Annotated in this window: 11 protein-coding genes; 1 reads left to right on the top strand and 10 read right to left on the bottom strand. The window is 72.3% G+C overall.

Annotation, left to right across the window (positions count from 1 at the left end):
* Positions 1-204: 204 nt before the first annotated feature.
* The 6 genes from gatB to ACF1AL_RS30050 form a co-directional block, all read right to left on the bottom strand.
* Positions 205-1,719, bottom strand: coding sequence for an Asp-tRNA(Asn)/Glu-tRNA(Gln) amidotransferase subunit GatB (gatB, locus tag ACF1AL_RS30075; protein ID WP_366839457.1), 1,515 nt, complete (start codon positions 1,717-1,719; stop codon positions 205-207).
* Positions 1,720-1,734: 15 nt separating this feature from the next.
* The gene (locus ACF1AL_RS30070; protein WP_351892698.1) at positions 1,735-1,974 is read right to left on the bottom strand and encodes a hypothetical protein; all 240 of its coding nucleotides are present in this window, start codon (positions 1,972-1,974) and stop codon (positions 1,735-1,737) included.
* Positions 1,971-3,467 carry an Asp-tRNA(Asn)/Glu-tRNA(Gln) amidotransferase subunit GatA gene (gene gatA, locus ACF1AL_RS30065; RefSeq protein ID WP_366839456.1) on the bottom strand — a complete coding sequence of 499 codons (1,497 nt, stop codon included), beginning with the start codon at positions 3,465-3,467 and terminating at the stop codon, positions 1,971-1,973. The genes ACF1AL_RS30070 and gatA overlap by 4 nt, the downstream gene beginning before the upstream one ends.
* Positions 3,468-3,469: 2 nt before the next feature.
* Positions 3,470-3,766, bottom strand: coding sequence for an Asp-tRNA(Asn)/Glu-tRNA(Gln) amidotransferase subunit GatC (gatC, locus tag ACF1AL_RS30060; RefSeq protein ID WP_031117542.1), 297 nt, complete (start codon positions 3,764-3,766; stop codon positions 3,470-3,472).
* 115 nt (positions 3,767-3,881) lie between these two features.
* Entirely contained in the window at positions 3,882-4,376 is a 495-nt protein-coding gene (locus ACF1AL_RS30055) for a cupin domain-containing protein (RefSeq protein ID WP_391698166.1), read from the bottom strand.
* A gap of 25 nt (positions 4,377-4,401) precedes the next feature.
* Positions 4,402-4,773, bottom strand: a complete 372-nt coding sequence (locus ACF1AL_RS30050; protein ID WP_366839453.1) for a DUF4267 domain-containing protein — start codon at positions 4,771-4,773, stop codon at positions 4,402-4,404.
* Positions 4,774-4,869: 96 nt separating this feature from the next.
* On the opposite strand from ACF1AL_RS30050, the gene ACF1AL_RS30045 reads away from it, so the two are divergent.
* Positions 4,870-5,448, top strand: a complete 579-nt coding sequence (locus tag ACF1AL_RS30045) for a TetR/AcrR family transcriptional regulator (protein WP_366839452.1) — start codon at positions 4,870-4,872, stop codon at positions 5,446-5,448.
* A gap of 129 nt (positions 5,449-5,577) precedes the next feature.
* Here ACF1AL_RS30045 and ACF1AL_RS30040 read toward each other — a convergent pair whose 3' ends face one another.
* The 4 genes from ACF1AL_RS30040 to ACF1AL_RS30025 form a co-directional block, all read right to left on the bottom strand.
* Entirely contained in the window at positions 5,578-7,914 is a 2,337-nt protein-coding gene (locus ACF1AL_RS30040; RefSeq protein WP_391779449.1) for a putative bifunctional diguanylate cyclase/phosphodiesterase, read from the bottom strand.
* Between the two features lie 259 nt (positions 7,915-8,173).
* Positions 8,174-10,369: an NAD-dependent DNA ligase LigA gene (gene ligA / locus ACF1AL_RS30035; RefSeq protein WP_391828192.1), complete on the bottom strand. Its 2,196-nt coding sequence runs from the start codon at positions 10,367-10,369 to the stop codon at positions 8,174-8,176.
* A 15-nt stretch (positions 10,370-10,384) separates the two neighbouring features.
* On the bottom strand, positions 10,385-11,392 hold the full coding sequence (locus ACF1AL_RS30030) for a methionine synthase (RefSeq protein WP_391819641.1): 1,008 nt from the start codon (positions 11,390-11,392) through the stop codon (positions 10,385-10,387).
* Between the two features lie 32 nt (positions 11,393-11,424).
* Positions 11,425-12,123 (bottom strand): SDR family oxidoreductase, encoded by a 699-nt coding sequence (locus ACF1AL_RS30025; protein ID WP_366839448.1) that lies wholly within the window; start codon positions 12,121-12,123, stop codon positions 11,425-11,427.
* Positions 12,124-12,247: the final 124 nt, after the last annotated feature.

Genomic DNA, 12,247 nt, shown 5'->3' with positions numbered 1-12,247 from the left:
CCCGCAAAGAACGCATGACGAATGCGAAGCCACTCTTACAGGTGGAAATGATCCTTTGCGGCTTTCGTGGCCTTGTTCACAGCGGTTGGGAGCCAGGTCACAGGACAGCGGACGGCACTCTGTCACCCGAAGTGGCGTCACTCACATGCGACAGGCCCCGGGGACGCGGTGTCCCCGGGGCCTGTGCCGTACGGCGGTGCGGGCTCAGCCCTCCTCGACGCCCAGCTTCTGAAGGATCAGCTCCTTGACGCGGGCCGCGTCGGCCTGGCCGCGTGTGGCCTTCATGACCGCGCCGACCAGGGCGCCGGCCGCGGCCACCTTGCCCCCGCGGATCTTGTCCGCGATGCCCGGGTTGCCGGCGATGGCCTCCTCCACGGCGGCGGTCAGCGCGCCCTCGTCGGAGACGACCTTCAGGCCGCGCTTGTCGACGACCTCGTCGGGGGTGCCCTCGCCGGCGAGGACGCCCTCGATGACCTGGCGGGCCAGCTTGTCGTTCAGGTCGCCCTTGGCGACCAGCTCGGTCACCCGGGCCACCTGCTCCGGCGTGATGGCCAGTTCGTCCAGGGCGGTGCCGGACTCGTTGGCGCTGCGCGCCAGCTCACCCATCCACCACTTGCGGGCGGAGGCCGCGTCGGCACCGGCGTCGATGGTGGCGACGATCAGGTCCAGCGCACCGGCGTTGAGGATCGCCTGCATGTCGGTGCCGGAGATCCCCCATTCCTCGCGCAGCCGGTTGCGGCGCACCAGCGGCAGCTCGGGCAGCGCCGCGCGGATCTCCTCGACCCACTCGCGGGACGGGGCGACCGGGACCAGGTCGGGCTCCGGGAAGTACCGGTAGTCCTCGGCCTCCTCCTTCACGCGGCCCGAGGTCGTGGACCCGGTGTCCTCGTGGAAGTGGCGGGTCTCCTGGACGATGGTGCCGCCGGAGGAGAGGACGGCCGCGTGCCGCTGGATCTCGTAGCGGGCCGCACGCTCCACCGAGCGCAGCGAGTTGACGTTCTTCGTCTCGCTGCGGGTGCCGAACTTCTCGGCGCCCTTCGGCATCAGCGACAGGTTCACGTCGCAGCGCATCTGGCCCATCTCCATGCGCGCCTCGGACACACCGAGGGCGCGGATGACCTCGCGCAGCTCGCGGACGTACGCCTTGGCCACCTCGGGGGCGCGCTCGCCGGCGCCCACGATCGGCTTGGTGACGATCTCGATGAGCGGGATGCCGGCGCGGTTGTAGTCCAGCAGGGAGTGGGACGCGCCGTGGATACGGCCGGTGGCGCCGCCGACGTGCGTCGACTTGCCGGTGTCCTCCTCCATGTGGGCGCGCTCGATCTCCACGCGGAAGACCTCGCCGTCCTCCAGCTGCACGTCGAGATAGCCGTTGAAGGCGATCGGCTCGTCGTACTGGGAGGTCTGGAAGTTCTTCGGCATGTCCGGATAGAAGTAGTTCTTCCGGGCGAAGCGGCACCACTCGGCGATCTCGCAGTTCAGCGCGAGACCGATCTTGATCGCGGACTCGACGCCGGTCGCGTTGACGACCGGGAGCGCGCCGGGCAGGCCGAGGCAGACCGGGCAGGTCTGGCTGTTCGGGTCGGCGCCGAGCGAGGTCGAGCAGCCGCAGAACATCTTGGTCTTGGTGCCGAGTTCGACATGGACCTCGAGGCCCATGACGGGGTCGTACGACGCGAGCGCGTCCTCGTACGACACCAGGTCGGTCGTGGTGGTCACGGTGCTACTTCCCTCTCAGCCCAGCAGGACGTCGTCGTCGCCCAGCCGCTTCAGCTCGCGGTACAGGATGGCGAGGCCGGTGACGATCGCGACCGCGGAGACGGTGGCGTCGATCAGCCGCAGCGTGTCCTGCTCGGCGCGGGCCTTCTTGATCTGCTTGGCGACACCGAACGCGCCGAACGCGGTGGTGGCCATCGACAGGTACGTACCGGACTTGGACTTCTTGAAGTCCTTGGCCTTGGACAGCTTGCTCACAGCGACGGAGCCTCCTCCAGGAGCGGGTGCCCCCACTTTTCCACGAAGGCGGCCTCGACGGCGGCGCCCACCTTGTACAGGCGCTCGTCCTTCATCACCGGGGCGATGATCTGCAGGCCGACCGGGAGGTTGTCCTCCGGGGCGAGACCGCAGGGCAGGGACATGGCCGCGTTGCCCGCCAGGTTGGTCGGGATGGTGCACAGGTCCGCGAGGTACATCGCCATCGGGTCGTCGGCGCGCTCGCCGATCGCGAAGGCGGTGGTCGGCGTCGTCGGGGAGACGATCACGTCGACCTGCTCGAAGGCCTTGTCGAAGTCCTGCTTGATCAGCGTGCGGACCTTCTGCGCGGAGCCGTAGTACGCGTCGTAGTAGCCGGAGCTGAGCGCGTAGGTGCCGAGCATGATGCGGCGCTTGACCTCGGGGCCGAAGCCGGCCTCACGGGTCAGGGAGGTGACCTCCTCCGCCGAGTGGCTGCCGTCGTCGCCGGTGCGCAGGCCGTAGCGCAGGCCGTCGAACCGGGCGAGGTTCGAGGAGCACTCGGACGGGGCGATCAGGTAGTACGCCGACAGGGCGAGGTCGAAGGACGGGCAGTCCAGCTCGACGATCTCGGCGCCCAGCTCCTTCAGCAGCGCCACGGACTCGTCGAAGCGCTGGATGACGCCGGCCTGGTAGCCCTCGCCGCGGAACTGCTTGACCACGCCGACGCGCATGCCCTCGACGCTGCCGTTGCGGGCGGCCTCGACGACCGGCGGGACCGGGGCGTCGATGGAGGTGGAGTCCATCGGGTCGTGGCCGGCGATCACCTCGTGCAGCAGGGCCGCGTCCAGGACCGTGCGGGCACAGGGGCCGCCCTGGTCGAGGGAGGAGGAGAAGGCGACCATGCCGTAGCGGGAGACCGCGCCGTAGGTCGGCTTCACGCCGACCGTGCCGGTGACGGCGGCCGGCTGGCGGATGGAGCCGCCGGTGTCGGTGCCGATGGCGAGCGGGGCCTCGAAGGCGGCGAGCGCGGCAGAGGAACCGCCGCCGGAGCCGCCGGGGATCTTGGTGAGGTCCCACGGGTTGCCGGTCGGGCCGAAGGCGCTGTTCTCGGTGGAGGACCCCATGGCGAACTCGTCCATGTTGGTCTTGCCGAGGATCACGATGTCGGCGGCCTTCAGCTTGCGCGTGACGGTCGCGTCGTACGGCGGGATCCAGCCTTCGAGGATCTTCGAGCCGACGGTCGTGGGCACGCCCTCGGTGGTGAAGATGTCCTTCAGCGCCAGCGGGACGCCGGCCAGCGGGCCGAGCTTCTCGCCGCGCTCCCGCTTGGCGTCCACGGCGCGGGCCTGCGCGAGCGCGCCCTCGCGGTCGACGTGCAGGAAGGCGTGCACCTTCTCGTCGACGGCCTCGATCCGGGCCAGGTGCGCCTCGGTGACCTGGACGGCCGTGAGCTCGCCGGAGGCGATCTTCGCGGCGGTCTCGGCCGCGGTGAGCTTGATGATGCTGTCCGTCATGGTCAGTCCTCCCCCAGGATCTGCGGCACCTTGAAACGCTGCTGCTCCTGGGCCGGGGCGCCGGAGAGCGCCTGCTCGGGGGTGAGCGAGGGACGGACCTCGTCCGGCCGCATGACGTTCGTCAGCGGGAGCGGGTGCGAGGTCGGCGGTACGTCTTGGTCGGCGACCTCGCTGACGCGGGCCACCGCGCCGATGATGTCGTCCAGCTGGCCTGCGAAGTGGTCGAGCTCTTCGGGCTTCAGCTCCAGACGCGCCAGCCGGGCGAGGTGGGCGACCTCCTCGCGCGTGATGCCAGGCATGCAGCGATCCTCTGGGGTGAGTGTGTGTGGTTTGGCCCAATCCTATGGGGCCGGGGGGTGTGCCCGTTAAACGGTTTCCCCCTCCAGGCCCCCGGCCCCCTCGGCCGCCCGGTGCTCAGTGGTGGCGGCCGTCCCAGGCGTCGCTCTTCAGGAAGTGGTTGTCGTACAGCTCCTGGACCTCCAGCAGGCTCTCCGGGGTGGCCTCGCCGAGGCGGATGCGCTGCAGATGGCGGAAGTACTCGAAGCGCTCGACGCCCGGGGCGATGACGATGAGCAGGTCGGCGGTGCTGCCCGGGGCGGCGGCGAAGGCGTGGGGCCGATCCGGCGGGACGATGATCAGGTCGCCGCGCCCGGCGGTGACGACGTCGTCGCCGGAGAGGACCTCGGCCTCGCCGTCGAGCAGGAAGAACATCTCGGCCGAGTTGTGGTGGACGTGCGGGCGGGCGCCGTCGGCACCCTCGCCGAGGGTCACACGGACGGTGGACAGCGCGCCGCCGCTGGCGCTGCTGTCGGCCAGCAGCTTCACTCCGACCGGGGCACCGCCGAGGACCTCCGCCTCGGCGTCCCGGACCAGGACGGTGTCGTCGAACCTGGGCACGAACAGCGACATGTCGTTTCTCCCCCTGTGAGTGACGTCAGACCGCGAAGAGCAGTCCGGCACTGATCAGTACCACGATCGCGGTGGCGAAGTGGACCCCGAAGGCGACCGCCTTCGCGCCGCCGTTGCGCAGCACGATCACCGTGTCGGCGAACGGGATGAGTGCCACGCAGACCATGAACCAGGCCTCGGCGCGGGCTCCGGCGAAGGCGAGCAGGGCGAGGCCCACCAGCCCGAGGGTGCCGTCCCTGAGTCCCTTGACCGACAGGTAGGCGCGGGCGTCGCCGTTCGGGTCGGCCGGTACGCCGTAGCCGGCCGCCGCGGGGCCGGGCTGGAACCAGAAGCGGTAGCCGAGGAACAGGCAGAACAGGTCGAGCAGGACGGCCAGGGTGTACGCGGTGACGGTCATGGAAGTCCCCCTGTGAAGGATGTCTAGCGCTGCTAGGAACAAGAGCGAAGCTAGCAGAGCATCGACAGGAACGCTAGCGCTGCTAGAATTTCGGGCATGACGATCCAGACGCGCCGGGAGCGCGAACGAGCGGAACGCGAGCGGCTGATCGTGACGGCCGCCCGGGAACTGGCGGAGGCGGAGGGCTGGGACGCGGTGACCACCCGGCGTCTCGCGGCCGAGATCGAGTACAGCCAGCCCGTCCTCTACAGCCACTTCAAGGGCAAGGACGCGATCATGGCGGCGGTCGCGGTGCAGGGCTGCGCGGACCTGGCGGTGGAACTGCGCGCGGCGCGTACGGCGGTGACGGGCGCGCGGGAGCGGCTGGCGGCCGTGGGCGAGGCGTACGCGGCGTTCGGCCGGCGGCGGCCCGCGCTGTACGACGCGATGTTCACGCACGCCGTGGACCTGCCGTTCGCCACGCCCCAGGCACCGGCGCCGCTGCAGGAGGCCTTCGGCGAGCTGCGGCAGGCCGTGGAGCCGATCGCGGCACCCGGCGACGACATCGGGCTGCTCACCGAGACGTTCTGGGCGGGGCTGCACGGCCTGGTCACCCTGATGCGCAGCGGCCGCCTGCCCGAGGACGGCCACGCACAACGCCTGTCCCTGCTGATCGGCCACTTCACGGCGGGCTGAGGGAAGCGGCTCCGCGGTGCCACGGCGGATGACGCCGTGGCGTTCCTGTGTGCTGCCGAGAGGACGTCTCGCGGCCGCCGTGGGGCCGGCCGTACCGCGATGCGGCGCCCGAGGCGGTGGTCCGGTCGGTCAGCCGACTCGGCCGGGGTCGTCCACCGTGGCTGCCGGGAGGGCCGCCGCCGGGCGCTGCCAGCCGCGGGAGCCGCGGGCGCGCAGCCAGGCGGTGGTCTCGTCCGGGGGCATCGCCGCGGCGACCAGCCAGCCCTGGACGGCGTCGCAGCCGAGGTCGCGCAGGTGCTCCCAGGTCTCGTCGTCCTCGACGCCCTCGGCGACGACGAGCAGCCCCAGGGAGTGGGCGAGGTCGATGGTGCAGCGCACGATCTCGGCGTCCTCGGCGTCCACGGCGAGCCGGGCCACGAAGGAGCGGTCGATCTTCAGCTCGCTCACCGGCAGCCGGCGCAGGTGCACCAGCGAGGAGTAGCCGGTGCCGAAGTCGTCCAGGGACATCTTCACGCCGTGGCCGGTGAGCCCGGCGAGGGTGTCGGCGGCGCGCTGCGGGTCCTCCAGCAGGACGTGTTCGGTGATCTCCAGCTGCAGCGACCCGGCGGGGACCCCGTGCCGGGCGAGCCGGGCGGCGACGGAGCCGGCGAAGCCGGGCGTGTGCACGTCGCGCGGGGAGACGTTGACGGCGACCGGGACGAACAGCCCCTGCGCGCGCCAGGCGGCGACCTGGGCGAGCGCGGTGTCCAGCACGTACTCGGTGAGGTGCGGCATCAGGCCGGAGGACTCGGCGATCGCTATGAACTCGTCCGGCGGCACCTTGCCGCGCTCCGGGTGCACCCAGCGCACCAGCGCCTCCAGGCCCGCGACCTGGCCGTCGAAGCGGACCTTGGGCTGGTAGTGCAGCTGGACCTCGTGGGCGTCCAGCGCCCGGCGCAGATCACCGAGGAGGCCGAGGCGGTCGGGGGTGTTGGAGTCGCGCTTGGACTCGTAGACCTCCACGCCGGTGCGGTCCCGCTTCGCCTGGTACATCGCCACGTCGGCGCGGCGCAGCAGGCCCTCCGCCTCCAGCGCGTGGTCCGGGAACACGGCGACCCCGGCGCTGGCCTCCAGCACGAGGGTGAGGCCGTCGAGGTCGAGAGGGGAGCTGAGGTCGGCGACCAGGCCGCGGGCGACGCGCATCGCCGAGGTCGTGGAGTCGGCGACCGGCAGTAACACGGCGAACTCGTCCCCGCCGAGCCGCGCCACCTCGGCGCCGCGCGGCAGGGCCAGCCTCAGCCGGTCGGCTATCTGGAGCAGCAGCCGGTCGCCGGCGAGATGGCCGAGGGTGTCGTTGACCGACCGGAAGCGGTCGAGGTCTATCAGCATCAGGGCGGCGCGGGCGTCGATGCGCTCGGCGTCGTCGAGCGCGGTCCAGATACGCTCCAGCAGCCACTGGCGGTTGGGCAGCCCGGTGAGCGGGTCGCGCAGCTGCTCCTCCGCGCGGGCCCGGGCCATCCACAGGGTGGAGTCGAGGGCGATCAGCGGGATCGAGAACAGCGGCAGCAGCACCGGCTTGGCGGTGGCCACCACGCACACCAGCGGGGCTATGCCGAGCAGGGCGACGGCGACCAGCCCCTGCCGGACCAGCGCGGTGCGGGCGACCGTCGGCAGCCCGCCGGAGCGCGGCGCGTGCAGATACCACAGCAGCACACGGGTCACGGCGAGGTAGGCGACGGCGACGAGCACCACCTCGGGGGCGGTGTAGAAGGTCCAGGTGCCGGGGTCCCAGGGCGCCTCGACGCTCGGTACGGCGCCGAAGCAGGCGAGCACCAGGGCGCCGGCGCCGATGCCGAGCAGGTCCACCGCGCCGTACAGCACTCCTTGCCGCCAGCGGTGGCGGCGGGCTATGCCGACCAGGACGACGACGGTGAGGCTGACCATGCCGGCCGGGACCCAGCCGTACAGCAGCAGGACGGCCAGGGTGAGGGCGGCGCCGGAGCCGGTGCCGCCCCACCAGCGGGCGCGGCCCAGCATGACGAGGTGGCCGACGATGATGCCGGTCAGCACGGCCAGCGACCAGCCGACCGCGCCGGACGGGAAGAGGGCGTGGCCGCCGGTGAAGGCGCGGTAGAAGCCGGCGCCGAGCACGCACCCGGCGGCCGCGACGACCGCCGCGGGCAGCGGCGGCCAGGACAGGGGGCGTTCGTGGTCCGCGCAGGGCAGGGCGCCGGCGGGCCGCGGTCCGGCGTCGAGGGTCTCGCCGCCGGGCAGGCCGGTGCCGCGCCGGGCGCCGTCCCGGCCGTCCGCGCTCCTGAGGCCGGCGCCGCGCAGGGCACCGTCGCCGTCGGCGCCCGGGAACGCGGGCTTGGCGCGCTCCGGCGCGCCGGCGCGCTCCACGACCCGGGTCACCCACCGGCTCCCCCGCCACACGCCCGCCGCACGGCGCAGCCGTGAGCCGGGGGCGGTGCTCTCGGTCGGTTCCATTCCCGTCCCTCTCACAGCCGGCGGTGCCCACGCCACGCGGCCCGATGCCCGACATCCATCAACGGCTCCGCGTTGGAAAACCCTTCCCCCTGCCCGTCACGAGCAGGGCGATGCCCCGACCGCAGCTGGGCACGGCAGGCGCACATCTCAACAGTAGGCCGCAGAACGCTTCCACGGGCAGCGGTCGCCGACGGTTGCCCGAATGCGCCCCGGCCACCCGTATGCATCTGATATGCGCCGATCGGGTGGCCTTCAACCGCTACTCCTCGGCCGAAAGCGCGACCCCGGCCGCGGCCTCGGGTCCCTGGTCGAGCAGGACGGTGAAGCCGTCCTCGTTCAGCACCGGCACCTTCAGCTGCATCGCCTTGTCGTATTTCGATCCGGGGTTGTCACCCACCACGACGAACGAGGTCTTCTTCGACACCGATCCGGTCACCTTCGCGCCCCGGCTCTGCAGCGCCTCCTTCGCGCCGTCGCGGGTGAACTGCTCCAGGGTGCCGGTGACGACGACGGTAAGCCCTTCCAGCGGGCGGGGGCCCTCGCCCTCGCCGGCGGACTCCTCCTCCATGCGGACGCCGGCGGCCTTCCACTTGCGCAGGATCTCCTGGTGCCACTCCTCGGCGAACCACTCCTTGAGGGAGGCCGCGATGATGGCGCCGACGCCCTCCGTGTTCGCCAGCTCCTCCTCACTGGCCGCCTCGATGCGGTCGATCGAGCGGAACTCGCGGGCGAGGGCCTCGGCGGCCACCGGGCCGACGTGCCGGATCGACAGGCCGGTCAGGACGCGGGCGAGGGGGCGCTGCTTGGCCGCGGCGATGTTCTCCAGCATGGCCAGGGCGTTCTTCTTCGGCTCGCCCTGCTGGTTGGCGAAGACGGTGACGATCTTCTCCTCGCCGGTCTTCGGGTCGCGCTTGGGCAGGCCGCTGTCCTGGTCGAGCACGTACGCCTTGATGGGCAGCAGCTGCTCGACGGTCAGGTCGAACAGGTCGCCCTCGTCCTTCAGCGGCGGGTCCGCGGGCTCCAGCGGCTTGGTGAGGGCGGCCGCGGCGACGTACCCGAAGTGCTCGATGTCGAAGGCCTTGCGCCCCGCCAGGTAGAACAGGCGCTCCCGCAGCTGGGCCGGGCAGGTCCGCGCGTTGGGGCAGCGCAGGTCGACGTCGCCCTCCTTCATCGGCCGCAGGGGGGTGCCGCACTCGGGGCACTCGCCGGGCATCACGAACTCGCGCTCGCTGCCGTCGCGCAGGTCGACGACCGGGCCGAGGATCTCCGGGATGACGTCGCCGGCCTTGCGCAGCACCACCGTGTCGCCGATGAGCACGCCCTTGGCCTTGACCACGTCCTGGTTGTGCAGGGTGGCGAACTCGACCTCCGAGCCGGCCACCGTCACCGGCTCGACCTGGGCGTACGGGGTGACGCGGCCGGTGCGGCCGACGCCCACGCGGATGTTGACCAGCTTGGTGTTGACCTCCTCCGGCGCGTACTTGTACGCGATGGCCCAGCGCGGGGCGCGGGAGGTGGTGCCGAGGCGGCCCTGGAGCGGGATCTCGTCGAGCTTGACGACGACGCCGTCGATCTCGTGCTCCACCGAGTGCCGGTTCTCGCCGTAGTAGGCGATGAACGCGCGCACGCCGTCGAGGTCGTCGACCACCTTGTTGTGCCGGGAGGTGGGCAGGCCCCAGGTCCCCAGCAGGTCGTAGGCCTCGGAGAGGCGGGTGAGGCCCTCGAAGCCCTCCAGGGCGCCGATGCCGTGGACGACCATGTGCAGCGGGCGGGTGGCGGTGACGCGCGGGTCCTTCTGGCGCAGCGAGCCCGCGGCGGCGTTGCGCGGGTTGGCGAAGGGCTTGTCGCCGGCCGCGACCAGGCGGGCGTTGAGCTCCTCGAACTTCTCCCCGGGGAAGTAGACCTCGCCGCGGATCTCCACCAGGTCGGGGACCCGGTCGCCCGCGAGGCGGTCGGGGATCTCCGCGATGGTGCGCACGTTCGGGGTGATGTCCTCGCCCGTGCGGCCGTCGCCGCGGGTGGCGGCGCGGACGAGGCGGCCGCGCTCGTAGGTGAGGTTCACGGCGAGGCCGTCGACCTTGAGCTCGCACAGGAAGTGGTACTTCTGCGTGCCCAGTTCCTTGGCGATGCGGTCGGCCCAGGTGGCGAGCTCGTCGTCGTTGAAGGTGTTGTCGAGGGAGAGCATGCGGGAGCGGTGCTCGACGGAGGTGAACTCCGTCTCGTACGCCCCCGCGACCTTCTGGGTGGGCGAGTCCGGGGTGCGCAGCTCCGGATACTGCTCCTCCAGCGCTTCCAGAGTCTTCAACAGCTGGTCGAACTCCGCGTCGCTGATGACGGGAGCGTCCTTCACGTAGTACCGGAAGCGGTGCTCCTCGATCTGCTCAGCGAGCTGCGCGTGCTTCTCGCGAGCCTCGGCGGGCACTGCCGTCTCCGCCTGCTGCTTGTCGCCGGCCACCGTGTTGTCCTCCCGTTACTCTGGGTTGTCCGCGAGGGATCTCGCCGCCCGGACGCAGTGGGCGAGCGCCTGGCGCGCGTACGCCGGGGAGGCGCCCGCGAGCCCGCACGCGGGCGTGATCGTGACGGCCCGGGCGAGAAGCCCCGGAGCCAGCCCCAGCCTGCGCCACAGCGTCCTGACACCCATGACGCTACCGGCAGGGTCTGACAACGGGCCGTCCGTGCCCGGCACGACACCGGCGAACAGCCGGGTGCCGCTCTCCACGGCCTCCCCGATCGCCTCGTCGTCACGCTCGGTGAGCAGCGAGACGTCGAAGGAGACGGCGGCGGCGCCCGCCCGGCGCAGCAGGGCGAAGGGGACGTCCGGGGCGCAGGAGTGGACCACGACCGGGCCGTCGGCGTGCACGCCGACGATGTCGCGCAGGGTGGCCTCGACGATCTGCCGGTCGACGGCGCGGTGGGTGCGGTAGCCGCTCGCGGTCCGCACCCGGCCGCGCAGGACGGCGGTCAGGGACGGCTCGTCCAGCTGGAGCACGATCCGCGCGCCGGGGACGCGGTGGCGGACCTCGGCGAGGTGCAGGCGCAGCCCCTCGCCGAGGGAGGCGGCCAGGTCCCGGCAGGCGCCGGGGTCGGAGAGGGCGGCCTCGCCGTTCCTCAGCTCCAGGCCGGCGGCCAGCGTCCACGGGCCGACCGCCTGCACCTTCAGCGGGCCCTCGTAGCCCTGCGTGTACTCCTCCAGCGCGTCGAGGTCCTCGCCGAGCCAGGACCGGGCCCGCTTGGTGTCACGGCCCGGCCGGTCGCCGAGGCGCCAGCCGCTGGGCTCCACCCGCGCGTACAGCTCGACCAGCATCCCGGCGGTCCGCCCGATCATGTCCGCGCCGGGCCCGCGACCGGGCAGTTCGGGCAGATGGGGGAAGTCCTCGAAGGAACCGGTGACGGTCTTGACGGCCTCCCGGGCGTCCCCGCCGGGCATCGACCCGACCCCGGTGGCGGCACCGAAGCTGAACTGGCTGTTTTCGCTCACGCCGGAAGCCTACGCAGCGGCCGCCGGTGATTTCACCGCCCGGGTCGCACCGTCAGGTCGTTGACCTCCGCGTCGCGGGGCAGGTCGAGGGCCATGACGATCGTCGTGGCCACCGACTCCGGGTCGATCCAGCGCTGCGGGTCGTACTCCTTGCCCTCCTGCTGGTGGACCTTGGCCTGCATGCGGCTGGCCGTGCGGCCGGGGTAGACGGAGGTGACGCGCACCCCGTTGCCGTGCTCCTCCTGGCGCAGGGAGTCGGCGAGGGCCTTCAGGCCGTGCTTGGAGGCGGCGTACGCCGACCACTCGGCGTGGGCGTTCAGGCCGGCGCCGGAGTTGACGAAGATCACGTGGCCGCGGGCGGCGCGCAGCTGGGGCAGCAGCAGCCGGGTCAGCTCGGCGGGCGCGATCAGATTGACGTTCAGCTGGTGGCGCCAGGACTTCGGGGTGAGGTCGCCGACCGGGCCGAGGTCGACGACGCCCGCGATGTGCAGCAGCGAGTCCACGCGGTCCGGCAGCGACTGGTGGGACAGCGCCCACGACAGCTTGTCGGGGTCCGCGAGGTCGCCGACCAGGGTCTTCGCGCCGGGGAACTCGGCGGCCAGCTCCTTGGCGCGGCCCGCGTCGCGCGCGTGCAGCACGAGCTCGTCGCCGCGCGCGTGCAGCCGGCGGGCGACGGCCGCGCCGATGCCGGAACCGGCCCCGGTGATCACATGTGTAGCCATGCCCGCCATGCTCGCATCCCGCGGCCACCGCCCGACGCCGGGCCGGGCGGCTCCGCGCGACGCCGGTACGGGCGCTGCTGGAGGCCCGGCCGGGCGGCCTCGCCCGCGGGCGGCGCCAGCCGGCCGCCGCACC

It is taken from the genome of Streptomyces sp. NPDC014801, assembly GCF_043082085.1.
GTDB lineage: Bacteria > Actinomycetota > Actinomycetes > Streptomycetales > Streptomycetaceae > Streptomyces.
This window is presented reverse-complemented; position numbering and strand designations above follow the sequence as displayed.